The 26860-nt window shown below is 58.5% G+C and carries 28 protein-coding genes and 1 tRNA gene; 17 read left to right on the top strand and 12 right to left on the bottom strand.

Annotation, left to right across the window (positions count from 1 at the left end):
• The 5 genes from ACR0DL_RS14200 to ACR0DL_RS14180 all read left to right on the top strand — a co-directional run.
• The coding region (locus ACR0DL_RS14200; protein WP_480689741.1) for a hypothetical protein at window positions 1-196 on the top strand (196 nt) is incomplete at its 5' end.
• A 292-nt stretch (window positions 197-488) separates the two neighbouring features.
• Window positions 489-1241, top strand: a complete 753-nt coding sequence (locus ACR0DL_RS14195; protein WP_170412930.1) for a 5-oxoprolinase subunit B family protein — start codon at window positions 489-491, stop codon at window positions 1239-1241.
• Entirely contained in the window at window positions 1238-2236 is a 999-nt protein-coding gene (locus ACR0DL_RS14190; protein ID WP_480689739.1) for a 5-oxoprolinase subunit C family protein, read from the top strand. Before ACR0DL_RS14195 ends, ACR0DL_RS14190 begins: the two co-directional genes overlap by 4 nt.
• An 11-nt stretch (window positions 2237-2247) precedes the next feature.
• Window positions 2248-3009, top strand: coding sequence for a LamB/YcsF family protein (locus ACR0DL_RS14185; RefSeq protein ID WP_170412923.1), 762 nt, complete (start codon window positions 2248-2250; stop codon window positions 3007-3009).
• 151 nt (window positions 3010-3160) lie between these two features.
• Window positions 3161-4408, top strand: a complete 1248-nt coding sequence (locus tag ACR0DL_RS14180; protein WP_480689737.1) for a hypothetical protein — start codon at window positions 3161-3163, stop codon at window positions 4406-4408.
• A gap of 71 nt (window positions 4409-4479) precedes the next feature.
• On the opposite strand, the gene ACR0DL_RS14175 is transcribed toward ACR0DL_RS14180, so the two are convergent.
• The gene (locus ACR0DL_RS14175) at window positions 4480-5862 is read right to left on the bottom strand and encodes a D-alanyl-D-alanine carboxypeptidase family protein (protein ID WP_170551385.1); all 1383 of its coding nucleotides are present in this window, start codon (window positions 5860-5862) and stop codon (window positions 4480-4482) included.
• A gap of 281 nt (window positions 5863-6143) precedes the next feature.
• Window positions 6144-6845 carry an HAD family hydrolase gene (locus ACR0DL_RS14170; protein ID WP_170361593.1) on the bottom strand — a complete coding sequence of 234 codons (702 nt, stop codon included), beginning with the start codon at window positions 6843-6845 and terminating at the stop codon, window positions 6144-6146.
• A gap of 93 nt (window positions 6846-6938) precedes the next feature.
• Between ACR0DL_RS14170 and clpS the strand changes: the two genes are divergently transcribed.
• From clpS to hemF, 4 genes are read left to right on the top strand one after another with little or no spacing between them, the layout of a single operon-like run.
• A complete protein-coding gene (gene clpS / locus ACR0DL_RS14165; RefSeq protein ID WP_170350453.1) occupies window positions 6939-7283 on the top strand; it encodes an ATP-dependent Clp protease adapter ClpS in 345 nt (114 codons plus the stop codon).
• Window positions 7284-7310: 27 nt separating this feature from the next.
• The gene (locus ACR0DL_RS14160) at window positions 7311-8276 is read left to right on the top strand and encodes a class I SAM-dependent methyltransferase (RefSeq protein WP_480689735.1); all 966 of its coding nucleotides are present in this window, start codon (window positions 7311-7313) and stop codon (window positions 8274-8276) included.
• A 37-nt stretch (window positions 8277-8313) separates the two neighbouring features.
• Complete coding sequence (locus ACR0DL_RS14155) at window positions 8314-9114, top strand: SDR family NAD(P)-dependent oxidoreductase (RefSeq protein WP_170350457.1); 801 nt, start codon at window positions 8314-8316, stop codon at window positions 9112-9114.
• A 5-nt stretch (window positions 9115-9119) separates the two neighbouring features.
• Window positions 9120-10004, top strand: coding sequence for an oxygen-dependent coproporphyrinogen oxidase (gene hemF / locus ACR0DL_RS14150; protein WP_480689733.1), 885 nt, complete (start codon window positions 9120-9122; stop codon window positions 10002-10004).
• A 7-nt stretch (window positions 10005-10011) separates the two neighbouring features.
• Here hemF and ACR0DL_RS14145 read toward each other — a convergent pair whose 3' ends face one another.
• Window positions 10012-10425 carry a hypothetical protein gene (locus ACR0DL_RS14145; RefSeq protein WP_480689731.1) on the bottom strand — a complete coding sequence of 138 codons (414 nt, stop codon included), beginning with the start codon at window positions 10423-10425 and terminating at the stop codon, window positions 10012-10014.
• Window positions 10426-10616: 191 nt separating this feature from the next.
• Between ACR0DL_RS14145 and ACR0DL_RS14140 the strand changes: the two genes are divergently transcribed.
• Together ACR0DL_RS14140 and ACR0DL_RS14135 are read left to right on the top strand one after the other, a co-directional pair.
• Entirely contained in the window at window positions 10617-11129 is a 513-nt protein-coding gene (locus tag ACR0DL_RS14140; protein WP_480689729.1) for a toxin-activating lysine-acyltransferase, read from the top strand.
• Between the two features lies 1 nt (window position 11130).
• Complete coding sequence (locus ACR0DL_RS14135) at window positions 11131-12045, top strand: Hint domain-containing protein (protein WP_480689727.1); 915 nt, start codon at window positions 11131-11133, stop codon at window positions 12043-12045.
• Here the strand turns inward: ACR0DL_RS14135 and modC are convergent.
• Genes modC through modA form a run of 3 tightly spaced genes read right to left on the bottom strand, consistent with a single transcriptional unit; the run spans window position 12042 to window position 14611 of the window.
• Window positions 12042-13139 (bottom strand): molybdenum ABC transporter ATP-binding protein, encoded by a 1098-nt coding sequence (modC, locus tag ACR0DL_RS14130; protein ID WP_480689725.1) that lies wholly within the window; start codon window positions 13137-13139, stop codon window positions 12042-12044. The two genes, ACR0DL_RS14135 and modC, sit on opposite strands and share 4 nt — an antisense overlap.
• Complete coding sequence (gene modB, locus ACR0DL_RS14125) at window positions 13136-13828, bottom strand: molybdate ABC transporter permease subunit (RefSeq protein ID WP_480689723.1); 693 nt, start codon at window positions 13826-13828, stop codon at window positions 13136-13138. Before modB ends, modC begins: the two co-directional genes overlap by 4 nt.
• A 3-nt stretch (window positions 13829-13831) precedes the next feature.
• Complete coding sequence (modA, locus tag ACR0DL_RS14120; protein ID WP_480689721.1) at window positions 13832-14611, bottom strand: molybdate ABC transporter substrate-binding protein; 780 nt, start codon at window positions 14609-14611, stop codon at window positions 13832-13834.
• Window positions 14612-14828: 217 nt separating this feature from the next.
• Between modA and ACR0DL_RS14115 the strand changes: the two genes are divergently transcribed.
• Window positions 14829-14904: transfer RNA gene (locus tag ACR0DL_RS14115), tRNA-Val, on the top strand.
• A 145-nt stretch (window positions 14905-15049) separates the two neighbouring features.
• Window positions 15050-16048, top strand: a complete 999-nt coding sequence (locus tag ACR0DL_RS14110; protein WP_170350473.1) for a LacI family DNA-binding transcriptional regulator — start codon at window positions 15050-15052, stop codon at window positions 16046-16048.
• On the opposite strand, the gene ACR0DL_RS14105 is transcribed toward ACR0DL_RS14110, so the two are convergent.
• On the bottom strand, window positions 16049-17182 hold the full coding sequence (locus ACR0DL_RS14105) for a Gfo/Idh/MocA family protein (protein WP_170516837.1): 1134 nt from the start codon (window positions 17180-17182) through the stop codon (window positions 16049-16051). It abuts the gene before it with no gap.
• 36 nt (window positions 17183-17218) lie between these two features.
• The gene (locus ACR0DL_RS14100; protein WP_480689719.1) at window positions 17219-18322 is read right to left on the bottom strand and encodes a Gfo/Idh/MocA family protein; all 1104 of its coding nucleotides are present in this window, start codon (window positions 18320-18322) and stop codon (window positions 17219-17221) included.
• Window positions 18323-18434: 112 nt separating this feature from the next.
• Here ACR0DL_RS14100 and iolC point away from each other — a divergent pair, with 112 nt between their 5' ends.
• The 4 genes from iolC (at window position 18435) to ACR0DL_RS14080 (ending at window position 21977) form a co-directional block, all read left to right on the top strand.
• A complete protein-coding gene (gene iolC, locus ACR0DL_RS14095; protein ID WP_170412891.1) occupies window positions 18435-19415 on the top strand; it encodes a 5-dehydro-2-deoxygluconokinase in 981 nt (326 codons plus the stop codon).
• 9 nt (window positions 19416-19424) lie between these two features.
• Window positions 19425-20261, top strand: a complete 837-nt coding sequence (locus ACR0DL_RS14090; protein WP_170412888.1) for a 5-deoxy-glucuronate isomerase — start codon at window positions 19425-19427, stop codon at window positions 20259-20261.
• Window positions 20258-21097: a class II fructose-bisphosphate aldolase gene (locus ACR0DL_RS14085; RefSeq protein ID WP_480689716.1), complete on the top strand. Its 840-nt coding sequence runs from the start codon at window positions 20258-20260 to the stop codon at window positions 21095-21097. Before ACR0DL_RS14090 ends, ACR0DL_RS14085 begins: the two co-directional genes overlap by 4 nt.
• A gap of 271 nt (window positions 21098-21368) precedes the next feature.
• On the top strand, window positions 21369-21977 hold the full coding sequence (locus tag ACR0DL_RS14080) for a hypothetical protein (RefSeq protein WP_480689714.1): 609 nt from the start codon (window positions 21369-21371) through the stop codon (window positions 21975-21977).
• A gap of 11 nt (window positions 21978-21988) precedes the next feature.
• On the opposite strand, the gene iolB is transcribed toward ACR0DL_RS14080, so the two are convergent.
• Genes iolB through iolD form a run of 4 tightly spaced genes read right to left on the bottom strand, consistent with a single transcriptional unit; the run spans window position 21989 to window position 26779 of the window.
• Window positions 21989-22795 carry a 5-deoxy-glucuronate isomerase gene (iolB, locus tag ACR0DL_RS14075; protein WP_170361557.1) on the bottom strand — a complete coding sequence of 269 codons (807 nt, stop codon included), beginning with the start codon at window positions 22793-22795 and terminating at the stop codon, window positions 21989-21991.
• A gap of 24 nt (window positions 22796-22819) precedes the next feature.
• Window positions 22820-24001: a phytanoyl-CoA dioxygenase family protein gene (locus ACR0DL_RS14070; protein WP_170361555.1), complete on the bottom strand. Its 1182-nt coding sequence runs from the start codon at window positions 23999-24001 to the stop codon at window positions 22820-22822.
• 49 nt (window positions 24002-24050) lie between these two features.
• The gene (iolE, locus tag ACR0DL_RS14065; protein WP_480689712.1) at window positions 24051-24950 is read right to left on the bottom strand and encodes a myo-inosose-2 dehydratase; all 900 of its coding nucleotides are present in this window, start codon (window positions 24948-24950) and stop codon (window positions 24051-24053) included.
• Window positions 24947-26779 (bottom strand): 3D-(3,5/4)-trihydroxycyclohexane-1,2-dione acylhydrolase (decyclizing), encoded by a 1833-nt coding sequence (gene iolD, locus ACR0DL_RS14060; RefSeq protein ID WP_480689710.1) that lies wholly within the window; start codon window positions 26777-26779, stop codon window positions 24947-24949. Before iolD ends, iolE begins: the two co-directional genes overlap by 4 nt.
• Between the last annotated feature and the right edge of the window lie 81 nt (window positions 26780-26860).

The following is a 26860-nucleotide window of genomic DNA, read 5'->3' as shown; positions in this document are numbered from 1 at the left end:
AGCGCGCCCGCCTAACAAATCCCTCAAGATGCCCCCAGTCTCTCCTGAGCGTCTCCGCCGTCTCCAGCGTCCCAACACCGCCTCAGCAGCGCCGGTGAAGGGGGTTCTAAGGTTTACCCAAACAACCCGCAAGAGGAAAATTGCTTCTTGCGCGATTTTTTTGCGGATTGATATTTTTCACCTATTTTTCAAATGATTAAGATACACTCAACTAAGCCACATGCACCACTCACGCAGTAGGCACACGCAGTTGCCCCACCAAAAGCAGTCGGTCAACCACCCGCATACCCTATATATAGTGAGTTCCCAGCCGACATCCACAAGACCCAACCGAGTCGCATCACCTGATCCGAGTCAATTTTGAGCCCGCTTCCCCGACTCGCCACCAAACAGGGCACTGAAAAAGGCACAACGCGCGCGCCGGGTCTTGCGCATTACCCTCGGATACTGTCACCTCGCCGGAAAGAGACAGCCAAACGCACAGTAATATGACAGCTACGCACGCGCATCCCTTTCCTTGTATACGGACGGTTGGTCAGGACGGTCTATTGGTCTCGTTTGCTGACACGATGGCTGAATCCTCGAACCGGGCGGCGCTTGCATTTCGCAATGCGGTCGACCTTCTTGGATGGGAAGGTGTGATTGAGACATCGGCGTCTCTGGCCTCGGCCTATGTTCGGTTCGATCCCCTTGCCCTGCCGCACAAGGAAATCCACGGGCGGATCGAAGAGATGCTGCATCAACAAGACTGGTATCGGGCACCGCTTCCTGCAGGTCGCCGCTTGTGGCAGGTACCCACTGTGTACGGAGGTGAATTAGCGCCGCAATTGGACGAAACCGCAGCGGCAGCTGGGCTGACACCAACCGAAGCCATACGACGCCTGAGTGAAACCCGTGTTCGCGTTCTAACCATCGGCTTTGCACCCGGCCTGCCATATCTTGGACCGCTAGGGCCAGAGTTCAACATTCCACGCCTCAAGAAGCTCACCCCTATGGTGCCGGAAGGAGCGCTGATCCTGGCGATATCGCAACTTGTGCTGTTTTCCAGGCCCAATCCGACAGGATGGAGACATGTCGGCCAAACCGCTTTTCGCTGTTTCCGTCCCGAAGCCGAACAGAGCTTTGTCCTGCGCCCCGGCGACGAGATGCAATTTCTGCCGGTCTCACGCGCAGAACTGGAACAGATACGCGAAACCAATGATGGTCTAGGCGGGGCGACCCGAGAGGAGATCCCGGCATGAGCCTGCTGGTACATCAGATTGGCCCGGCCTGCACCATTCAGGATCAGGGGCGTTCGGGATATCTGGATCAGGGACTTTCACGGTCAGGGGCGGCAGATCAACTGGCGTTGCATGAGGGTGCCGCGCTGCTGGGTCAAAGCCCGGACTGCGCAGCCCTGGAAATGGCGGGAATGGGCGGCACGTTCGAGGCCACGCAACCGGTCAGCATCGCCCTGACCGGCGCGCCAATGCAGGCCAGTATCGATGGCGTCCCGATTGTCTGGAATGCCTCTTTCTCTATGGAGGCGGGTCAGAAGCTGACGATCGGCGCCGCCAATCAGGGCAACTATGGCTATTTGCATGTTGGTGGCGGATTTGAAGTACCGCTGTTTCTGGGTTCACGTTCCGCCCACCTGACAGCGAATGTCGGGCGTGCCGTGCAGGCCGGCGACCGACTGCCCGTCGGTCCCTATTCAGGCAACACCGGTATGAAACTGCGCCCCGGTGACCGATTTTCCGGGGGCACCCTGCGCGTGTTGGCAAGCTTCCAGACCCCCCTTTTCGATCCAGAAACGCTGGACCGTTTTACCGAAACCGCGTTTCGGCGCGGTGCGCGGGCCAACCGAATGGGCATGCAATTGGAAAACGATGGCGAAGGCTTTGCCGCAAAGGGTCAATTGAACATTCTGTCAGATGTGATCACCCCGGGCGACATCCAGATGACCGGCACCGGAAACCCCTTTATTCTGCTGCCCGAGTGCCAGACGACCGGTGGTTACCCTCGTATCGCCACTGTCCTGCCCTGCGATCTGCCCCGGGCGGCGCAAACCCCGGCCGGCGGGCAGATAAAGTTTACATTTGTGTCCATGGACGAGGCCGTCGCCCTGCACGCCACTTACCTGTCCGATCTGTCGCGATTGCGCGCGCGGGTCGAGCCCTTGGTCCGCGATCCGCACGACATCCCCGACCTGTTATCCTATCAATTGATCAGCGGAATGATCTCTGGCACCGAATAAGGAGTTTGCCGATGCCCAGCGTCGATTTGAATGCCGATATGGGGGAAAGCTTTGGCCCTTGGAATATGGGCGATGATGAAAGCCTGCTGAAGATCATCACCTCGGCCAATATCGCGTGTGGTTTTCATGCGGGCGATCCCGATGTCATGGCGAAAACGATGACGTCGGCTGCCCAGAACGATGTCGGCATCGGCGCGCATCCCGGCTTTCCCGATCTGCAGGGATTTGGCCGCCGCAATATGAAGGTGCCCCACGAAACCCTGCGCAATCTGGTCCGTTTTCAACTTGGCGCGGCGATGGGCATGGCCAAGGCGGTTGGTACGAAGGTCCGGCATCTGAAGCTGCACGGTGCTTTGGCCAATATGTGTTCGGTCGATATTGACATGGCACGAGCTTGTTATCAGGGCGCGCTGGACGTGGACCCGGACATTATTGTCATGGTGCTGGCTGTTACCAAACAGGAAGAGGCCGTGCGCGAATTGGGTTGCAAATGGGTGGGAGAGATTTTTGCCGACCGCGCCTATAACGATGACGGTACGCTTGTTGATCGCAGCCTGCCCGGCGCGGTCATCCACGACCCCGAACTGGCAGGCCCACGCATGCTGAACATGGTCCGCAAAGGTGCAATCATCACCGAAACCGGCAAGCGGTTGGAAACCTCAATCGACACGATCTGCCTGCATGGGGATGGGCCGACCGCAGTGCAGATCGCCCGGTCCGTTCGCGAAAACCTGATCGCAGGTGGTGTCGAGGTGACAAAATTCACCCGATAGACATCCGGGCGTAAGGTCTGCGCCCCACCTTCTTAGTGTTGCCCAGTTGGATTTCTGACCCTAGCATGCCTGCAAGTGCATGTTCTGATTATTGGAAATCCAGGCAACGCCGGGTCCGGAACTCTCTGGGCCCACGCAAGGAGGGAAATTTATGTCTTTCGATTTGATGTCTTATGAACCGCGCGGGGACAAGAAGAACTCGGACTTCTTCGGCGAGTATCTACCCAAAATTTATGAGCGGCGTAGCAGCTCTGGTGTTGCCGATCAGGTCGGGCCGATGCGGGCGATTGTCCAGCAAGTGGAAACCGCAGCGCTGTTCGATACGCTGATCGAATTGTATGTGATGACCCCATATCGCCACACGGCCAGCTATCTGGGGCAGACGCATAAGTTTTCGGTTCTGCATTCACACACCGACTACCCGGCGTTGATCGTGATGGCGCCGCTCAGCCCCAGCTTTGAGGATTTCATTCCCCGCATCAACCGCATGTATCCGCTGGCGCGCGGCACTCCGCAAACACGTTATGTCGGAGAGATTTACGGCGTGACAGACTTGAATACCCTTAGCAAGACGCTTGAGGATCAGAATATCCGCTTTGAATATGAAGGCGATACCGAAAACCCTTTCTACACGCTGGATGGGTTCCGGTTCACCACCCCGTCGGATTTCACTTGCAACCGGGTCGGTTATTCCACGCTGGATTTCAATGACCCCGACAGCCTGGGTCTGGGTGACCGCGTGTTGCTGAGCGACGCCGAGCAGGCGCAATTGGATCAGGCCGCCGCTTTTGGCGCAGACAGCAAAATCTCACCCTTGATGCTGGGGGTCGATCACCTTGCCACCCGCATTCTGGCCGGTGAGCGCGAGGACGCGATCCTCGAGTTTCTAACCATGGTGCCCTATTACTTCTGGGGTGCGTACAACATCTTTGACATGAACTCGTCGACCAACGTGAACCGAAACCCGAATGTGGATGATGACAAGAAATCGCCCGCCAAGGTCTTCACCGCCAACAACACCCCGTCCTTCATCAATTCATTCGAGCAACTGCCGATGCCGACCGAGGATTTCGTCCGAAATTTTGGCCGTCGCCTGCATCACATGGCCATCGAAATTCAGGACGGTGATCACAACGCCGGTGAGAAAAACGTCGATTTCGTGGTTAATACGCTCAAGGATAAAGGCGTGCCGTTTCTGGCCCATGTGGTGGGTGAATGCAAAGACGATCCGAACCTCAAGCAGATTTTCTCGAAACACTCGAAGAATACGCTGCTGATCACGGAATATATCGAACGCTGCCACCACTATGACGGGTTCTTCACCAAGGACAACGTGGCGGCCCTGACAGCCGCCGCCGGGCAGGACGAACAATACCAGCATGGCCACGTGTTCGACTAAAACGCCCTGACAAAAAAGGGCTGCGAGTTTCCTCGCAGCCCAGATCCATCCAGGAGAGTATATGTCGGATCTTATGACGGCCCGATCATGAAACAGGTGACATTCCGGGCCTGAAGCCTGCGGCAGGCCAAATCGGCCTGTTCGCGGGTCATGCCCTGGAATGTCGCGTCAAAGCCGCGCGAGCTTTGGTTCACCTTGCGCAGCGTGCCTTCCAGAGTGGTCATTTCCGACAGGGCAGTTTTCAGCAAAACCTTTTCCGCCTCGTATCGGGTGGTATAGCGGCCCACGTTGACGCCCCACAGATGCCCGCCGGACGTGGAAAGGCGGGTGACAATTTCCGGCTCGGGTTCCGGCTGCACGGCCGGATCGGCCGACGCCAGAACCAGATCATCCGGACGCGCAGCGGGGCGCGCTGTGTCGCCGGTTGGGGTTTGGATATCCGCAGCGGCCATGGCGGCTGCAATACCGTCCTGAATACGCGCGCCGTTCTTGGCCGCTGTCGCAGCAACCGTGCCCGCAACCTGTACTGCAGACCCTGCCGTTGGACGCAGTACCGGACGGAGACTGGAATTTGGTGCACCGGTCAGAGCTGCAACCGTCGCACCCAAACCGACATTCCCGGCATAGGCCGGGCGCGCCGGTTTACGGATCGGTGCCCGAGACGGGGCGCGGCGGAAGCCCATGTCCAACAGCTCGGCCACTTTGGCGTTGCGCGATGCACCCGACTTGCCGCCAAAGACGGTGGCGATGATACGTTCATCTTTGCGCTTGGCCGAGGCCACAAGATTGAAGCCCGCAGCCCGGGTGTAGCCTGTCTTGATCCCATCAGCGCCCTTATAGGCGGCCAGCAGGCGGCGGTTGGTGTTGGGAACGGTCTTGATCCCCGCATGTGTCGATTGGCGCGAGAACAGATTGTAGTATTGCGGGTAATCATACAGCAGATGACGGCCCAAAGTGGTCATATCGCGCGCGGTCGACAGGTGGCCTGATTCCGTCAAACCATGCGCGTTCTTGAAGGTTGTGCGGCTCATGCCCATCGCCTTGGCGGTTCGGGTCATGCGGCGGGCAAAGGCGGCCTCGGACCCGCTGATCGCAATACCGATGGCGGTAGCAGCGTCGTTCGCCGATTTAACCGCCGCGGCACGGATCAGATAGCGGAATGCAATTCGCTGACCGGACCGCAAGCCCAGCTTTGACGGCGGCTCGGACGCGGCCTTCTTGGTGATGCGCACCTGGGTATCCAGATCGATCTCACCGTTCCGCACCGCTTCGAACGCAATATAAAGCGTCATCATCTTTGTCAGCGAAGCCGGATGCAGCCGTGTGTCGGCATTGCGCGAATGCAGCACCTCGCCGGTGCGTGCATCGATCACCATCGCCGCATAAGGAGCAGCCACCCCTTGCAACGGCGCAAAGGAGAGCAGCCACAAGAATGCTATAAGGAATAAGCCCATTCGGGCCGGAACTGTCCGCCGAACCTGCACGATCTTTGCCTCTGTCTACCTCGGGCCGCCGGGTTTTCCCGGTCGGCTAAATAATTATTATATTATTGACCAGGCTAACACAGAGACCCAGTGAAAGAAACAAAAAGCTCGTGAATTCGCGGTTTCTTGAGCTTGCCACAGACACACCACATGTGGTCAGGCGCACCCTTGCCACCACCAAATCCATGAATATGACCAGAATTTGCCGACGCTGGGCGTCGATTTTTCAGGACTGAGACCATTCGGCCACATCAGCTGAGTCGCTGAACAAGATTGGCAAGCTGACCCAAATCCTGAAGCTCGCGGTATCGCGGGTTATCCGCCGGGGTTTCGGCCTGTTCGATTTCCCAAACCAGACCGTGCGGCACATACACGCCCCAGCACCCGGCCTGTATCGGGGCCACCACGTCCGAGCGCATCGAATTGCCAACCATCATCGCCGATGCAGGCCCGTCACCGTATTGGCCAAAGATGAGCCGATAGGTCTGGGGCGTTTTCTCAGACACAATCTCGACCCCGTCGAACAGCTCACCCAACCCCGACTGGGCCAGTTTCCTCTCTTGATCAATCAGATCGCCCTTGGTGATCAGCACCACCTGATGAGTCGCTGCCACGCTTTCAATCGCCGCGCGTGCATGGGGCAACAGCTCGATCGGATGGGCCAGCATCTCTTGCCCGGCTTCTATCAATTGCCGAATGACCGAGGCGGGAACCCGGTCGTCCGTCACCTCAATCGCAGTTTCGATCATCGATAGGGTGAAACCTTTGATTCCATATCCATAGTGCCGGATATTGCGTTTTTCTGCGGCCAGCAGACGCTCCATCAGGTGATCCCTTTCGGCGTGATCCGCCAGAAGATCGGCGAAATAAGCCTGCGTCAGCTGAAAAAACCGCTCATTGTGCCACAATGTATCATCCGCATCGAAGCCGATTGTGGTAAGATTTTGGCCCATGGCTATTACGTCCTGCTGGCTCTTTTCTCTGGCTGGTTCGACGTTATATAAGCGCAAAGACAAACCGAAGCCTGAATCGGACAGTAGAACGCGATGCTTGAACACCAATGGATGATGTCTGACAAATCGGACGACGACGATGCAGATGCGTCTGTCCTGGTACAGACGCGCACCAAGACCAAGCGTCCGCCGCTGTACAAGGTTCTGCTGCTGAATGACGATTACACGCCGATGGAATTCGTTGTGCATGTACTGGAACGGTTCTTTGGCATGACCCACGCGCAGGCGTTCGAGATCATGCTGACGGTGCATAAAAAAGGCGTGGCCGTCGTTGGCGTGTTCAGCCATGAGATCGCCGAGACCAAAGTGGGCCAGGTCATGGATTTCGCCCGCAGGCACCAGCACCCCTTGCAATGCACCATGGAACGGGAAGAGTAAGACCAGACCGGTCTTACGGAATCGCTTATGTCCCCTCGCCTTGATCTTGCGCTGCAAAGCGGTCTGACCTTGTCGCAACCACTGACTGTACTGGGGCCAACAACGGCCAGTGACCTGTCTGATTTGCCGCGTGAAACGCAAGTGGTGCAGCCGTTTAAACCCTTTCACGACCATTTCACCCAACAGGGCTTCGCGGTTGTACCCGTGGCGCAAGATCCCTGTCAGGACGCCATCGTAATCCTACCTCGCGCCAAGGCATTGGCCCGGTCGATGGTGCAGCAGGCCTGCACCCGCGCGAATGGCGTGATTGTCGTTGACGGCGCCAAGACCGACGGTGTGGACAGTTTGCTGAAGGACATCCGCAAGCGGGTCGCGGTTGAGGGGCCGATTTCAAAGGCGCATGGCAAGATCTTCTGGTTCCAGTCCGATCCGCATGCTTTTGCGGATTGGGCCGCGCCCGCCCATCAGACCGCGGACGGTTTTAAAACCGCGCCAGGCGTATTCTCGGCCGACGGCATTGATCCGGCCTCGGCCCTGTTGCGGGCCGCGCTGCCGGACAAGCTGGGCGCTCGGGTCGCCGATCTGGGGGCTGGTTGGGGGTATCTTTCGGCCGGGCTGCTGCAGGCGCCGGGCCTGAAATCCTTGCACCTGGTCGAGGCCAACCATATTGCGCTGACCTGTGCCCGCACCAATGTGACTGATCCCCGCGCTCAGTTTCACTGGGCCGATGCGGTGACATGGCGCTCGCCCGAACCCATCGACACCGTGGTGATGAACCCACCGTTTCACACTACGCGCAACGCCGATCCGGCACTGGGGCAAGGCTTTATCACATCCGCGGCAAAGAACCTGACCCGCAATGGCACATTGTGGATGGTGGCCAACCGCCACCTCCCCTATGAGCCCACATTGACCGACACATTTGCGCATGTCGAAGAAGTGACCGGCGACAATCGGTTCAAGGTGTTCCATGCCTCTCGCCCTCGGCGGTGATCCCAGTTAACCTGCGCCGCAATTCAGGAGGAAGCGCATGTCCTTTTCCATAGCAGGCAAAACCGCAATCGTGACCGGCGGCGCCAACGGGGTCGGCCTGGCCATCGGGCGCCACTTTGCCGATGCCGGGGCCAATGTGATGTTTGCCGACATGGACGAAAAGCGGCTGGCCGAAGAACTGGGCGAGCAGGCCGATGACAGCAATATCCGTTTCTTTGCTGGCGACCTGCGGGAAAAGCTGACAATTGCCAACCTGCTGTCGGCCACAATCGACGCCTTCGATCAGGTGGATATCCTGATCAACGGCGCCCGTCAGGTGATCCCTTCTGATCCGCTGGATGCCGAAGACGATTCAGTCCGCACCCTTCTGAATCAGAACCTAATGCCCGCCCTACGGTTAAGCCAGTTGGTCGCCAAACGTATGATCAAACAAGCCGGAGATGACGAGGAAAACATTGCAGGCTCGATCATCAACCTGTCTTCGATTGCAGCGCGACGAACCCACCCTGACCTGATGGCCTATTCCGTCTCGACCGCCGCGCTGGATCAGATGACCCGATCCTTGGCTGTCGCGCTGGCCCCCAACCGTATTCGGGTAAATTCCATCGCATTGGGATCCGTGATGAGCGCCTCATTGCGCTCCACCCTGAAAGAGAACCGCGACTTTCGGGACGATATAGAAAAACACACTCCGCTGGCCCGCATTGCTGCGCCGACCGAACTGACCGAAACAGCACAGTTTCTGGCCTCGGACGCCGCAGGTTTCATCACCGGACAAATTCTAACCATTGACGGCGGCCGCACCCTGCTGGACCCCGTTGCAGCCCCAGCGCACTGACACATATGTTCGACACCGAAAAATCCACCGCTTCTGCATGGTTCCGCCAATTGCGGGACCAAATCGTCACCGCCTTTGAGGCTCTTGAAGACAGCCACGACACCGGGCCGTTTTCGGACGCCAGACCTGGACGGTTCGAAATCAAGGAAACCACGCGCCAGTCCGAAGATGGCACGGATGCGGGCGGCGGATTGATGTCGGTGATGCGCGGTGGCCGCGTGTTCGAAAAGGTCGGCGTCAATATCTCAACCGTCTACGGGACACTTGGCGCGAGCGCGCAGCAGGCGATGGCAGCGCGCAAAGGCATTCCGGGCATGACCGAAGACCCGCGCTTTTGGGCCTCGGGCATTTCGCTGGTCGCGCATATGCAAAATCCGCATGTTCCGGCGGTGCATATGAACACTCGCATGTTCTGGACCCCACATGCATGGTGGTTCGGCGGTGGGTCCGACCTGAACCCTTGCATTGAATATGACGAGGACACGGCCCATTTCCACGCCACGCAAAAGGCGCATCTGGACCCGCACGGGCCAGGTCATTACCCACGCCTGAAAGAATGGGCGGACGAATATTTCTATATCCCGCACCGCAAGCGCGCCCGCGGGGTTGGCGGTATCTTCATGGATGATTACTGCACCGGCGATTGGGCTGCGGATTTTGCGCTGACACAAGATATCGGCCGTGCCTTTCTTCCGGCCTTTTTACCCCTGGTCGAACAGCGCCGCGTGCTAGGATTCAACGATGCCGACAAGAACGCTCAGCTTGTGCATCGGGGCCTCTATGTCGAATACAACCTGGTTTACGACCGGGGCACCAAGTTTGGGCTGGAAACCGGCCACGATCCCGACGCCGTGCTGATGAGCTTGCCGCCGATGGCCAAATGGGTCTGATCTACCCTCAGAAATCGAAATCCATAAAGTTATCGTAGCAACGGCTTTGCGCCCCGGATGCCGACATACTTTCGCCCACGCGGCTGACGCTGATCGAATAACTCTTTTTTGTGCTGCCCCCTTCGGGCTTAGTCAGCGAAAACTCCACCGTCCGTGTTTGCTTTTCATAAGGTCTGGAAACATAAATCTGCTGCGTTGTCGGCAGGCCAAGGGTGCGGATGGCGAAATCACCGATACCACACCAATAGGCAATTGCCTTTGACGTGCCATGCGTGGCCACTTGATAGTTGCCATTGTCCAATGGCGTCACTGTCGTGCGAAAGCCGGGATTGAAGCCATACCTAAACCCAAACCCGGTCGCTTGCGCCAGGGCTGGCACCGACACCAGAACACCTATGCTGAATAATTTGAATAATTGCATAGTAAATCTCCTCTGACCAAAATTCGGCTGTGGTTGAAATGATAGGGATCAGGCCCGTTGAGTAAAGTTTGCGATATGCGGCGCAATTCTCACCGTTCCGCAACGGAAACAAGCCGCTGTGACTGAAACGGTATCATTTCAGGGCGTTAGAGGGTAAACTCAGATCGTCGGTCATTTGCACGAGGCACGGGTTGAGCAAGGCATTCCCAAAGGACTGGTTCGACATTCCGCCCGAAAAATACGCGGATTTCGGCGCGATGTTCTATCTGGCGTCGCTGACAACACCGCATAGGGATCGCAGTCTGGCGCAGGTGCTTTATGCCTTTGAAACACCATTCCGGTTGGGCCAGTATCACATCTTTCGGCAAAATGGCTTTCCGCGCGGATTTGTGACTTTCGCTGGCCTTAGCCCCGAGGTCGAGCATCGATACGCCATTCAGGAAACCCCATTGACCGAAGCTGACTTCACCAGTGGCTCGTCGTTCTGGATCATCGACTTGGTTGCCCCGTTCGGGCAGACCAATCAGATTGTAGAGATGCTGAAAAAGAGCATCCCCCATCCTAGGGTTCGTACGAACCGCATGGACAGTGATATGTCTCAAAACCGGATCGTGGAATGGACGCGTGATGACACGGGCGCGATTCATATGCAGCTGTACCGCAAGCAGGAGTTCGCGCAGGTTCTGGCGGCAGAGGGCACGTGACATGGTTTCGATAGCAATTACGGGTGAAATAACCGGCGATGTGACCGGCAACCCTCCGAACCAGGCTATGGGCGATCTGGATCTGGACAGCAACGTCCCCATTTTGTCGGAAACATGGGTCATCTCTTCGCCTCCGGCTTTTGGAACAGCCAGCGTCGACCCGAATACTGGGGAATGGACTTATACAGTTGACCCAGCGTTTTTTGACAGTCTGGACGACAACCAAATCGTCACCGATACCTTCACCATTCAAGTGACCGGTGAGTTCGGCACTTTTCTTGGACCTTTCCCTTTCGACCTGCAGCAAGAGATCACGATCACCATCGAAGGGGTGTGTTTTACCGCTGGCACGCTGATCGAAACCCCGGGTGGAGCGCAACTAATCGAGGCCTTATCAGTTGGCGATAAGGTTCTGACCGCAGATCACGGCCCGCAACCGATCCGATGGATCGAAAGCAGCGTACTGCCACCCGAGCGATTACGGGAAAATCCCGCCATGCGGCCTGTCAGGATCAGCGCGGGCAGCCTTGGCCCAAATACGCCCAGCCGGGATTTGCTGGTGTCGCAGCAGCACCGCGTTCTGATCCGCGGTCCCAAGGTCGATTTGCTGTTCGGCACGCCCGAGGCGCTGGTCGCGGCCAAACATCTGTGTTCCTGGCCAGGGATCGATATTGAAACCTCTGACGCGGCCGTCGAGTATTTCCACATTCTGCTGGACGAACATGAAATCCTGACCGCCGAAGGCGCATCGGCTGAAAGCCTGTTTCTGGGTGAGGAATCCTTGTACACGCTGTCATCCGAGGCATTGCAGGAATTGGCGGCGATATTCCCCGATACCGCGACCCCTGATGGGAATGGCTTCGGTCGCGCCGCCCGTTTGGTTCTGCGTGAATTCGAAGCGCGCGCGCTGATTTAAGACGGGGTCAGCCTGCCGCCCACATCCTGCGGAGCCAGGGCAACGGTCTTGATTACCGCAAAACAGGACTTGCCCGGTTCCAACCCCAAAGCCGCGACAGAACGGCGGGTCACGCGCGCCAAGATCGGCCCTGCGGACGTTTGCAATGAGACGATGGCGCCCGGCCCGCCGCCCGCGCGGATGGTGTCAACCGTCCCTTCCAACATGTTCAACGCCGACAATCCATCAGGCCGCTTGCTGGACAGGATCACCTCTTGCGCGGGAATACGGATTCGAAGGTCTTCCCCTACTTGATGCGGGATACGTGGCAGGAACAGGCGTGCACCGCCGGCCTCCAGCTCGGTCAACCCATCCGCATGATGTTCCTGAACCCGCACATTCAGCACCGCGCCCACAGCGCGAACCCCGGCCGGAGCCACGGACGGGTCAGCCATAACTTCTGAGGCAGGGCCATGCCGCACCACTTTGCCATCCTGCAAAGCGACGACAGAGGTGGCCAGCCGTGCGACCTCGGCCGCGGAATGGGTGACGTACAGAATGGGCACTGAAACCTCATCCCGCAGCCGTTCGAAATAGGGCAGGATCTCAGCCTTGCGCGCCTCGTCCAGCGCGGCCAGCGGCTCGTCGGCAAGGATCAGGCGCGGGCTGGCCAATAGCGCACGCCCAATGGCGACTCGCTGCTTTTCTCCGCCCGACAAACCCGCTGGACGGCGATCCAGCAGATGCCCGATGCCCAGCATTTCGATCACCTTGTCCGGGTTCTCGCGGCGCGCGCGCTTTGGTGCGAACCAGCGACCATAGGCCAGATTTTGGCGCACTGTCAGATGCGGGAACAAGCGACCTTCCTGAAAGATATAACCCAATCGCCTACGATGCGGCGGTAACCAGAGGTCCTGTTCGGTATCAAACAGTTCCCACCCATCAACGGTAACACGCCCGGCTTTGGGCCGCAGAAGTCCCGCCACGGCATTGACCACGGTGGTCTTGCCCGACCCCGACCGCCCGAACAGAACCGTCACCCCCAAGGGCGCGTCAAAGCTGAGGTCCAGCTTGATATCGGGCAGGTCATGCTGCAGGCGGACAGACAGCCTCATGACCCCGACACCCGAGCGGCGGCGCGACGACCAATATATTCCGACAGTAGCAGCGCGCCCATGGCAATGATGATTGAAATAACAACCAGTCGGGTCGCCGCCCCCTCACCGCCGGGCACCTGCAGGAAGGCATAGACGGCTGACGGCAAGGTCTGTGTCTGGCCTGGGATGTTTGAGACAAAGGTGATCGTGGCGCCAAATTCGCCCATTGCCTTGGCGAAAGCGAGAATACTTCCGGCGATCACACCCGGCAGGATCATTGGCAGGGTCACGGTCGCAAACACATAGGGCCGCGACGCGCCCAAGGTCGCCCCGGCCTGTTCCAGCTTGGGGTCTACCGCCTCGATCGACAGACGAATAGCGCGCACCATCAATGGAAAGGCCATAATCCCCGCCGCCAACGCCGCCCCGGTCCAGCGGAAGGCGACCACGATGCCGAACTCCCCCAGTAGCCTGCCCATCGGCCCCTGAATCCCGAATGTCAGCAGCAGCAGATACCCGGTTACAACCGGCGGCAGGATCAGCGGCAGATGCACCAACCCATTCAGCAATTGACGACCGGGAAACCGCCAGCGCGCCAGCGCATAAGCCACGAAAATGCCAAAGGGCAATGTCACCAACGTCGCCCAGAAGGAAACGCGCAGCGACAATCTCAGCGCTTCAATTTCTGCGGGCCCCAACCATCCCATGTGTCAGCTGCCCGGCAGGGTAAAACCCTGTTCTGTAAAGATGGTTTGGGACGTATCCGATTGCAGGTGGTCCAGAAACGCCCGTGCCTCAGGCCGCGCCGAAGTGGTTACGGCAGCGGGGTAAATGATCGGCGGGTGAAGCTCTGACGGGAACGAGGCCACGACCTTCACCCGATCTTCAACCTGCGCATCGGATTGGTAAACGATCCCCAGTGGCGCCGCCCCTGCCGCGACCAGCGCGAGCGCCGCGCGCACGTTGTCAGTCTGGGCGATCCGAGGTTGCACGCCCTCCCACAGCCCCAGGTTTTGCAGGGCCGCCTTGCCGTAGATACCCGCAGGCACCGCATCGACCAGCGCCATGGCCAGATGCCCGCTGCCCAGCCTTGCAATCAAATCGGTGTCCGGCTGAATATGCCCGATCTGCGCCTGATCCGACCCACCGATCAGAACCAGCCCATTGCCCAACAGATCCACGCGCGAGGCCACGTCGATCAATCCCTGATCCTGCAGAACATCCATCCAATCCACATTGGCGAAAATGAACACATCTGCGGGCGCGCCCAACTGAATCTGCCGCGCCAACACTGACGAGGCCGCATAGGACACCGTCACCTGATGCCCTGTTTGGTGCTCGAATATCGGTGCGATCTCATCCAACGCGGTTTTCAGACTGGCAGCCGCAAACACCAAAACTTCTGCCGCGCTGACCCGGAGCGGTGCCAGCGTTACAGTGCCAAGCACCAGGGCCGCGATTGCGCATCGGCGGGCAAGGGACAGGATCATATGCTCTCGCGTCAGGAAGGTTGCGTCCCTTCGGAGATATCTGAGGCAACCGGGGGCACGCAAGCGTCTTTCCCATACGATCAGGGCCAGCCTGCGGAAAATGAACAAGACTACCGGGGCCTGCGATACACTAGGGCGGATTATCCGGTATTGAGGTAAAGAAATTGTGCCGGACCCTCTTGCACCCGCGCGCAGGCTTGGCTACATGCAGCGTCACGGGTGATTAGCTCAGTTGGTAGAGCGCTTCGTTTACACCGAAGATGTCGGGAGTTCGAGTCTCTCATCACCCACCATTCTCCCACTGCTTCCACAAATACCACGGACTCGGTGTTATTTGACTCTCGGCCTTGCAACCGATTGCAAAATATAGCTGTTGGCGCATACTATCTGTTTCATGAAATTGCTGATCAGCTTCCCCCCTAACCGTGGGCGCCAGTCATGAGTGTCACCTTGAAAGATGTTGCTGCCCTAGCGGGTGTGTCACGCTCGGCCGTGTCGCGGACCTTTACCGAAGGTGCCTCGGTTTCGGCAAAGACCCGCAGCAAGGTTGAAAAAGCCGCCAAAGAGTTGGGCTACAGCCCCAATGCGCTGGCGTCGTCGCTGACAACCGGGCGGACCAAGCTAATCGGGCTAATTTCCAACAACTTTCACAACCCGATCTTCCTTGAGGTTTTCGACCAGTTCACCCGCGCCCTGCAGGAGCGCGGGCTACGACCCCTGATCGTCAACCTGACGGACGAGACTGAACCGGCCAATTCGGTGCGGATGCTGCGGCAGTATTCTGTGGATGCCGCCATCGTCGCCTCATCGACCCTGCCGCCCAGTTTTGCCAAGGCGTTCCATGATGCTGGCGTGCCGGTGGTGCATACGTTTGGCCGCTCAGCCACGTCGCCCGAAGTGCATGTGGTCGGAATCGACAACGTCGAATGCGGGCGCATGGCGGCGCGGGAATTGCTGGCGCGCGGGTATCGGCGTGTGGGGTATCTGGGGGGGCCAAAAGATGCGACCTCGGCCATGGATCGATATCGCGGCTTTATGGAAGAGGTCGAAAAGCACCCCGAGCTTGATGTGTCCCACTCATTCGCGGGGGCCTATTCGTTCGAGGCTGGACGTGCCGAGATGTTGCGACTGCTGGCAGGTGCCCCGGCTGATGGGTATTTTTGCGGTGACGACATTCTGTCGGTTGGGGCGCTGTCCGCCCTGCGCGACCACGGGCTGAAACCCGGCGAAGATATCGGCATCATCGGCCTGAACGACATGGAAATGTCGCGTTGGGAGAACATTGACCTGACCACCATTCATCAGCCGATCAAGCAGATCATCACCTCGTCCGTCGATCTGGTTGAAGAGATGCTGAAAGATCCCAAACGCTATCCTGAAGCGCGGATTTTCCCTTGCCGGGTGATCGAGCGGGGCACATTGCGGCCCCGCCCCTGATTATCGGAACATCGGCGGGCGCGCATCTTTCCACGCGCCGTCTTCTTTGCCTGATGCGACTGCCGCGTGGACGGCAGCAATCGAGCGGACGCCGTCTGAAGCGCCGGGCAGGCCGTCACGGGTTTCTCCGCGGATCGCATCGGCCAGATCGCAATAGATATTGGCAACGGCCAGGGGGAACCCTTCGGGATGCGCAATCGCCACGCGGGACAGGCGCTGCACCTCATCATGCAATCCACCCTCACCCTTTTCAATGATCTGAGTACGCCCCCCCACGGGTGTATAAATCAGCTGGTTGGGCTGTTCCGAGTGCCATCGCACTCCCCCGGTTTCGCCAAACACCTGAATGTCGAACCCGTGCTGCCGCCCGATTGCCACGGATGAAGTCCACAGGCGGCCGACTGTGCCGCCCTCCATTCGGAAATTCACCATTGCATCATCCTCCAGCTCGCGGCTTGGGATGGTCGAGGCCATATCGGCGGACAGTGTTTTGACCTCGTCATCGCAGATGAAACTGGCCATATGCAGCGCGTGGATACCGCAATCAGCGAATTGCCCAGATACACCCGCCATGGCCGGATCATACCGCCAACGGACGCGCGGGTTGTCGGCGTCGGTGGCGTCGCCGTGGTGGCCATGGCTAAAATTAGTCACCACCAAGCGCACTTTCCCAATGTCGCCAGCCCGCACCATTGCGCGGGCCTGCCGCACCATCGGATAGGCGGAATAGCAATAATTCACTGCACAGATCTTGCCCGAAGCCTCGGCCACGCGGACAATCTCTTCGCCCTCTTCCACGGTCATGGTCATCGGCTTTTCGCACAGCACATTGAATCCGGCTTCAAGAAACGCCTTGGCAATCTCGAAATGGGTTGAGTTTGGCGTGGCAATTGTCACCAGATCAATCCGGTCCTCGCGCCCTTTTTCACCCGCCAGCATTTCCTGCCAATCGCCATAGGCGCGGTCCGCAGCAACACCCAGCCGTCGGGCATATTCCCGACCCACATCGGGGCGGTGATCCAGCGCGCCCGCGGCGAGTTCGAACATCCCGTCCGCCAGCGCTCCCAAACGGTGCGCAGGCCCAATCTGGCTGCCTTCGCCACCACCGATCATGCCCCATCTCAGCTTTGCCATGGTTCTTGTCTCTCTTCAGGTTTTACGGTTGCGCGATCAGAAATCGCTTATGTTTTGCCATTGCCGCCGCTCGGACGAGGCCAGCGCTGCAGCCAGCACCCGGTTGACCTCATGCCCGTCTCGGAAGGTGGGCCAGATCGGTTGGCCGGCATGAATGGCTTCAAGGAAATCCTTGGCCTCAATGATAATCTGATCCTGATATCCAGTGCCATGGCCTGGGCCCTGACAGAAGGGTTCGTAGTCCGGATGTGCAGGACCGGTCAGGATCTTTGTGAAACCGCGATGCGCCTCGGGGCCTTCGCGACGATAGAACCACAGGGCGTTTTGGTCTTCCTGATCGAAACGCAGCGCGCCTTTGGTGCCCGAAATCTCATACGCATAGCCCATTTTACGCCCGGTTGAGATGCGGCTGACATAGATATTGCCCATCGCGCCATTTTCGAACTGGCACATGATCTGAGCATGGTCGTCATTGGTGACTTTGCCACCGGGACGGGTTTCGTGGACGGTTTCAACCTCGGCCATCACTTCGGCAATCGGCCCCATCAAGGCCAGCGCCCCATTGACCATATGTGGAGCTAAATCGCCAATGGTGCCGTTGGCCATACCCGTTGTGCGCCACGTGGCCGGGGCATCGGGGTCGGCGTAGAAATCCTCGGTATGTTCACCCCGAAACCAGGTGACTTCGCCCAATTCACCGTCGGCAATCAGTTTCCGTGCAAATTGAGTGGCAGGCGTGCGGACGTAGTTGAACCCGACCATGTTTGTGACACCAGCCGCCTCGGCCGCGGCAACCATGGCATCTCCATCAGCCATCGACGCGCCAAGGGGTTTTTCGCACAGAACCGGCTTGCCCAATGCAAAGGCCGCCTCGGCAATCTGACGGTGGGTTTCCTGAGGCGAGGCGATGACCACGGCCTCGACCGCCGGGTCCTTGACCAGCGCCTGCCAATCCCCAGTCGCGCGCTTGAATCCATAGGCCGCCCGATAGCGTTCGGCACTTTCAGGGCTTGAGGCACAGATCATTTCCAGACGCGGACGCAATGCGGTGTTGAACACCGCACCTACTGCTGACATCGCGACGGAATGAGCCTTGCCCATATAGCCGCCACCCACAATTCCAATTCCGATTTCAGGCATCTGTCACGGCTCCGAACATACTATTTGCAACCGGTTGCAAAATGAGTATCGTGTGAATCGATTCAACGCAAGGTCCAAACTTTGCCGACCCCACTTTGCCGGAGGACATGACGTGAGCGCTTTGATAGACGGTATCAAAGGAAACCGCTTTGCAGTGCTAGGGCGGGCTGGCATGGACCTGTATGCCGATCCCATTGGTGTCAAAAGCGAGGATGCCGACACGTTCCACGCCGATCTGGGCGGGTCATCCGCGAACATCTGCGCGGGCCTGGTCAAGCTGGGCAGTCACGCGTCGCTGATCACATCAGTCTCGGATGATGCGGTGGGGCGGTTCTGCCTTAACAAGCTGCGCAATTACGGCGTGGACACATCCTATATCCGCGTTCTGGGCGGTGAATACCGCATGTCGCTGGCCGTCTATGAAAGCCGAATCGAGAATTTCCAGAACGTCATCTATCGCAATAGCGCAGTCGATTTTCAGGTCACCGACGAAGATATGGACAGGGTTAATTTCTCAGCTTTCTCTGCTGTGATTTCGGCTGGAACCGTCTTTGCCGCCGAACCCTCGCGCAGCGCCACGTTCCGCGCTTTTGACAATGCCCGCGCGGCTGGTCTGCCGATCATCTTCGACATCGACTATCGCCCCTACAGCTGGCCTTCGGCTGAGGTTGCCGCGGGTGTGCTGTCGCGCGCGGGAGACGCCAGCGACCTGATCGTCGGCAATGACGAAGAATTCGGCTTCATGGCTGGCGGTATCGAAAAAGGGTTCGCAAAAGCCAAGGAACTGGCCGAAAAGCCCGGCCGGATCGTCATCTACAAGATGGGCGAGAAAGGTGCCGTCACGCTGGTAGACGGTCAGGAAATTGCCACCGGCATATACCCCGTCACCGCCGTCAAACCCAACGGCGCGGGCGACAGTTTTATGGCTGGCCTGCTGGCCTCGATCGCGGCGGGGCATTCACTGAAAGACGCCGTGATGCGCGGCTCGGCTTGCGCATCAATCGTGGTTTCGCAACCCGGTTGCGCCCCCGCCATGCCCACAACACCCGAGCTGGACGCATTCCTTGCCGCCCATCCCGGCCCGACCACATAGGAGACCCCAATGCATATCGCGCCCTATGACAATCAGAACAAACCCATCGTCGATGCCGACGACCCTACGGTGCCTTTGAACTATTTCAACATCGTTAAACTGAAAAAAGGTGAGGTGTTCGAATACCAGGTGCCGGGGTATGAAACCTGCATCGCCCCCGCCACCGGCAGCGTGGATATCGACGTTGAAGGCGTACAGTTCCCCAAGCTCGGCAACCGGGGTGAAGACGTCTGGGATGGCGAGCCCGAGGGCGTCTATGTCCCCGTCGGCGCCAAGGCTCAGATGGTCTGCGTCTCGGACCAGGCCGAAATATTCATCGCCGGGGCCAAATACGACAAGGTACTGGACCCGTTCGATGTGCGCGAGCATGACCTTGTGCAATACGGCAGCGATGACACCAAAACCCATCGCAAGATCAAGCACATCCTTGGTCAGAAACAGCACGACAAGGTAGGTCGTCTGTTGGTCAGTGAGCTGTTCACTGTGGGTCAAGGCGGTTGGTCCGGATTCCCCAGTCACAAGCACGACACCAACCGCCTGCCGGAAGAGTCGCGCCATGACGAAACTTATAACTTCCGCTTCAAGCCCAATTGGGGATCGGGCCTGCAGATGTTGCAACGCGAAGATAACGAGCCCGGCGATGCCTATCACATCGTCGACGGGTCCACGATTTGCATCGACAAGGGCTATCACCCCTGCTGTGTGCTGCCGGGGTATGAGATGTACTATTTCACCATTCTCGGCGGTCTCAGCCAGAGGTCTCTGGTACAATATTTCCAGCCAACCCATGCCTACCAGATCGAGACTATTCCGGGCATCAAAGACATGATTGCAAAGTTCAAATGACCCTTGTCACGCTGAAAGACGTCCTGTCCCCCGCTTATGAACAAGGCTATGCCGTGGGCGGCCTGGTCACGCTGGGCTGGGAAGACATGCGCGCCTATGTGGCCGCGGCCGAGGCTGAAAACGCGCCGGTAATCCTGCAAGCGGGGCCTAGTTGCCGTGAACACACGCCGCTGCCTGTGCTGGGCAAGATGTTCCGCCATCTGGCCGAAAACGCCTCGGTCCCCGTTGTCGCGCATCTGGACCACGGCTATACGTATGAGGACTGCAAAATCGCGCTGGACAGCGGGTTTACATCGCTGATGTTCGACGGATCACGCAAACCGTTGCAGCAGAATATTGACGAGACCGCCGCGATTGCCGAAATGGCCCACGCGGCGGGGATTTCATGCGAAGGTGAGATCGGCTTTGTCGGCTATTCCGGTGGCGAAGGGTCAAATGGTACCGACCCGGCCGAGGCCGCGCAGTTCGCACGTGAAAGCGGTGTAGATGCGATGGCGATTTCTGTCGGTAACGTCCATCTGCAGCAGAACAAGGAAGGCGGCCTAGACGAAGACCGCATCCACCAGATCGACGCCGTGACCGACGTGCCCTTGGTCATTCATGGTGGTTCCGGCGTGCCGGTTGAACAGCGCACCCGCCTGGCCCGCGAGACCTCCATCTGCAAATTCAATATCGGGACCGAGCTGCGCATGGCCTTTGGCGCCGCCCTGCGCGAAGCCGTAAACAGCGACCCCGAAAGGTTCGACCGCGTCACCATTCTAAAAGAAACCCACGACCCGGTCGAAGCCGCCGCACGGCTCGTGATCCGGGCCTTCGGAGCGCCGCCGCAAAGTTAATACCAGAGCATCTAACATATTACTTCAAAAAGAGAATTTTACACTCCATGAATAATCCTGTTATTCGTGAGGTATGCAACAAAACGCCGAACGCTTCCTCAATAAGCTCTTGCGGGGCATTTCAACTGACCACATAGAAACTGTTAGGGATGCATGGCGGGCATTACTCTCTGATCAGGAAGAGGCCATCCCGGTCATAAAGAAAAAACTCAACTCCAATGCCTGGAAAAACAATCCTCCGGGTCCTTTACCAAAGTACTTTGGTATCCTGTTGGCGCTGCTAAGCGAGATGGACGGCGACGCGTTCCGGCAGGAAGTCATGCGGCTGGGACCGATCAAACTGCATCCAGTACATCGCAGAACGCTGAACCTTTTGGCAAAACGGCTGGAAGATGCACCTTCAGCCTATTTGGCCGAAACCGTTCCAGTATTCATTGCCGATGACGTCGCAAATTCGCGTCGCGTCATTCGTAACCTTCAGCGTTGGAGCAAAACCAAAGGATTGTCGTTAAAGGACGTGACCCGTATCGACGTTATCGCCGAGCGGCCTGAGCTTGACTATCTGGGCAGGTACAACCTGTTCTTCTCTGGCATTGTGCTGACCCAACCAACGATCCAACTCAAAGGTCTGATTAGTTGGATTGAAACACTCAACAATGAAGTCACCTTTTACCACGAGGTCGGCCATCACGTTCTTGGGCACAGTGAGGGTGGACAGGTGGCCGAGCAAGAAGAGGAAGCCAACGCCTATGCCCGGTCCATGATCCGCGCGTCGAGACCGGTTTTCTTTTTCGTTGTGGACGTGTTCAAAAAGCCACTGAAGCTGGTTCTCAAACCCTTATTTCCGCAAAGCAAACGTAACTCAAAGCGCGCCGCGTAGACCGATCGGACCTACCCGTCGCGCTCCATGATCCATTCAACCTCGGGAGCGGGTACAAAACGCCACTTGCGTAAAGGTCCGGCCATGACGTTCAGATAGTACATCTCAAACCCATAAGGTGCGCCGCACGGGTGATGGCCGCGCGGGACGGTCACGACGTCGCCGTCTGAGACTGCCATCGTCTCATCCAATTGACCGTCATCGGTATAGACCCGCTGAATGCCAAAGCCGTTGGCCGGGTTCAGGCGATGGTAGTAGGTCTCTTCCAAATAGGTGATCCGCGGGTAATCATCTTCGTCATGTCGGTGGCTAGGATACGATGACCAGTGCCCGTTCGGCGTAAACACCTCGGTCACCAGCAGACTGTCAGCATAATCCTCGGCTTCCATCGCGATGTTGTTGATATAGCGCGTGTTCACCCCTTTGCCGCGTTCGGTCAGAGTGATGCCGTCGGGCCCGATCCGCCGCGCCGCGTGCCCGCCCTGGCCGGGGGCGGTGCAGACGGCGATGACGCAATCGGTTTCGGCGATGGCCTGCCACTCAGTTCCGTTTGGCAGATACAGGCAGTGCGGCGGGGTCTTCTCAAAGACATTCATCCGGTCTCCCAGAACACCCCAATCCTGGCCGGCGCCAGTGATCTGCGCCTTGCCCTCGACCATGACCAAAATGACCTCGCGCTCACCAGTGGCCTCAGCCGCCTTATCCCCTGCGCGCAGATGATAGAGGCCGAACCCGACATACTGCCAAGTCGCACTAGCCGGGGTGATGTCATGGACCTTGCCATGGGTACCGAAGGGTTTCTTAAGCAGGTCTGCCATTTTAGCCTCCTTGATGTTCTTGCTTCAGGCAGCTTGCCTTGTGTGCAGGGCGGATAGCGCCTCGGCCAGAATTGTTTCGGTCCAGCCCTCGACCACGGCCCTTCGCAGGATATCGGCCTGACTTTCCGGCGCGTTGCCTCCGATCGGAGGATCCGTGTCCAGATTTGTCGGAAACGGGTAGCCTTCCGCTGTGGCGGCGATGGCGGCGTCCAGTTCTGCTCCTGCCAGCTCGCCGCGCTGTTTCAGGGCAATGAGAGAGGGGAAAACCTCCAGCGCCATGGCGCGGCGATCCACCGCCTCCATCGCACGCCCGAACGCGGATGAGATTTGCAGCAGGTTGGCCATCCTGTGAATGTCGGCGCTGCTGTTTTCACCCGCCGCGTGAAACAGCGCCGGGTTGAAAAACACTGCATCACCTTTTGCCAGTGGCAGTTGAACATAATGGTCTTCGAAATGATCCTGATGGGCGGTATCGTGAAACGCCAGATATCCTGATGGGTAAAGCTGTGAGAACGGCAACAGCTTTGTCGGCCCACTTTCCACTGGCATATCACAATGGGCAATCGCCCCCTGTAACGTCAGCGACGCAGTCACAAGATGGGCATGGGCCGGGTACTGGGCGGCACTGTCCGCGCTTTGAAACCCAAGGTGGTAATCCCGATGCGCCTGCTGCGCCTTACCGCCGGGCCGTACCTGGTTGACCTGAGCGGTGACCTGATAATTCAGACCCAGCCAAGCCTCGCACGCTGCCGCAATCGCGGTATTCCCGAAATACAGCGCAAAGCCTTCGGGGTCGCGCAGGCATTGCTTTTGCAACGCGTTCCAGATCCGATCATTAGCGCCCGAGGCTGCAAAGTGATCGCCCTCACCCGCCCCGCTTTGGCGTTCCTCGTCGATAAGCTCTCGGAAGATTTCGGTGGCGCGGTCGATGATAGAAGTATCCGCATACGCCCTCTTGAGGGCGATCACGCCAGCGGACTTGTCCAGCACCCAAGCCCATTCCGCCAGCAATGCCCGGCGTGTATCGGGCCGTTCCAATGCCGGGCGCAACGCCTGCATGTCATAGACAGGAACGTTCTTTTCAACCGACGCGGCAAGGGGCACCGCATCGGCCAAAAGACATTGCGAGGTCAACACCTTAAATTCATCCAGATCGCAGGATTCCCGGTCGAAATAGCCGACATATCCGAGGTCTTGATTTACCATGACTTTTTCCTTTCTCATGGCTTTTGGTGTTGCTCTCTTGGGCGGCGTGTTACGCCTTGATCTTCAACCCTGCCGTTCCGCACACGTCCACAATGTGGTCGTAACCCATCTTGGAGTATTCATAAGGTGGCGCCTTGGCTGGGTCCTGTTCCGCCTCGACCACGATCCAGCCGTCGTAGTCCATCGCCTTCAGCGCGTTTGCAATCGCCTGGAAATCAATGCAGCCGTCGCTGGGCACGGTAAAAGCCCCGGCGATAACGGCATCCAGAAAACTGCGGTTTTTTTCGCGCGTATCCTGCACCACGGCGGGCCGGATATCCTTGAAATGCACATGATGCACCCGGTCGCCCCAGCGGTTCAGGGTGGCCAGCACATCGCCGCCGCCAAACAGCAGGTGGCCGGTGTCAAAGCACAGCTTCACCTCGGGGCCCGACCCCTCCATCAGCCAGTTCACCTCATCTTCGGTTTCGATGATCGTGCCCATGTGATGGTGATAGGCCATCGTCATGCCCTGATCGCCCATCCACTTGGCCAGATCGGTGATCTTGGCCGCATAGGCCATAACCTCATCTTTCGCCAGTTTGGGGCGGTGGTTGACCGGCGTTCCAATCTGCCCCTGCACGGTGTTCGAACACTCGGCGTAAACTATGCACGGACTGTTCAGGGCCACGAATTGCTCGACCTGCGCGCGCACAGCGTCGCGTTCAGTTGCAAAGTCATTGACCAGCGACGCGCCCGAGCACCAGCCACCGCACAGCGCAATGTCGTTGCCGTCGAGATAGGCGCGCAAACCTTCGGTATCGCAGGGCATTCGCTGGCCCCGTTCGACGCCTGTATAGCCGATCTCTCGCGCCTCTTTCAGCGCCTGCTCCATGGTGAAGGCCGCAGTAATGTCCGGCAGGTCATCATTCTGCCAGGCGATCGGAGAGATTCCGATTTTCACGTTCATTTCGTGTTTCTTTCCTTGATAGCAACCTCGTAGGCCGCCCGTTTTTCATTCACTTCGGGGCGGATGCTGACCTCGGGAACGGCCACTTCCCACCATGTTCCGCCATGTTCGGTCGAGGGGTACGGATCAGTGTCGATAACCACCACATACGGCCCTCTGATCTCGCCGCGTTTAGCCAGCGCGTCCTCAAGCTCGGCAATCGAGCTGACCTTAACCGAAGTCGCCCCCATCGCCGCCGCATGGGCAGCAAAGTCGATGGCAGATGGCGTTTCGTGCACCGCATGATCCAGCAGGTTGTTAAACTCGGCCCCGCCCGTGCCCATCTGCAGCCGGTTGATACAGCCAAACCCGCGATTGTCGGTGATGACGACCGTGAACGAAATTCCCATCATCGCTGCCGTCGCCATTTCCGAATTCGCCATCATATAGGTGCCGTCGCCGGTAAAGCAGATCACATCACGTTCCGGCTGAGCCATCTTGATCCCCATTGCACCAGCGATTTCATAGCCCATACAGCTGAACCCGTATTCCATGTGATACGAACCCGGGCGCGGCGCTTTCCACAGCTTGTGCAACTCACCCGGCATGGTGCCCGCCGCACACATCACAACGGTGTCGTTGTGCGAGGCGCGTTGAACCGCACCCACCACCTGCATGTCGGTCGGCAGAGCGTTGCCGTCCCCCGGCGCATCGGTCAGCTTATCGACCTTGCCAAACCATTCAGCCTTCAGCGTGTCGGCCACCGGATCGACGCGGTATCCTTGCAAGGCCGTGCCCAGCTCTTGCAGCCCGACTTGCGCGTCGGATTGCAGTGGCATGGCGCCGTGTTTTTCGGCGTCATAGGCAGCTGTGTTCAGGCAAATCGTCTCACGTTCGGGATTCGAGAACAGGCCCCATGAACCTGTGGTGAAATCCTGCAACCGCGTGCCGACTGCCAGAACCAGATCGGCGGCGGCACAAACGTCATTGGCGGGCTCACCGCCAGTGACGCCAACCGGCCCTAGATTCAAAGGGTGATCCCAGGCCAGGGCCGATTTACCAGCCTGCGTCTCGGCAACGGGGACGTTGTGCGTCTCAGCAAAGCTTTGCAGTGCATCGGTCGCGCCCGAGTAATGCACCCCACCCCCGGCAACGATAACCGGACGCTTCGCTGCCTTGATGGCCGCGACGGCACGGGCCAGTTCGCCTTCATCCGGGCGGATACGGCGCTGATACCAGACCCGCGGCTCAAAAAAGCTTTCGGGATAGTCATAAGCTTCGGCCTGCACGTCCTGACAAAAGGCCAATGTTGCCGGTCCGCAATCGGCCGGGTCCGTCATGGTGCGGAAGGCGCGCGGCAGTGCGGTCAGCAGATGTTCGGGGCGCGAGATACGGTCATAATAGCGGCTGACCGGGCGGAAACAGTCATTGGCGCTGACGGTGCCGTCGCCAAAGCTTTCGATCTGTTGCAATACCGGATCGGGCCCACGAGTGGCGAATACATCACCGGGGACGATCAGAACCGGCAGGCGGTTCACATGCGCCAGCGCGGCCGCTGTCACCATATTGGTCGCGCCCGGCCCGATCGACGAGGTCACCGCCATCGCCCGGGTACGCCGCATCTGCTTGGCATAGGCAATCGCGCAATGCGCCATGGTCTGCTCGTTATGGCCGCGATAAGTGGGAAGGGTGTCTTTGACAGCGTGCAGCGCCTCACCCAGACCTGCCACATTGCCGTGGCCGAAAATGGCCCAGACACCAGCGATGAACGGCTCTCCGGCTTCGTTCATCTGCGCACCCAGATAGCGCACCAAAGCTTGCGCTGCGGTCAGTCGGACTGTTTTGCCCATAGTGATCCCTTTCAACACAAGGCCGATTTGGCCAAGCCTGCAATTTTGTTTGATGTCGGGCCGTGGGCCCAAAATGGGGGA

The organism is Ruegeria sp. BB5, from assembly GCF_056539405.1.
This window is presented reverse-complemented; position numbering and strand designations above follow the sequence as displayed.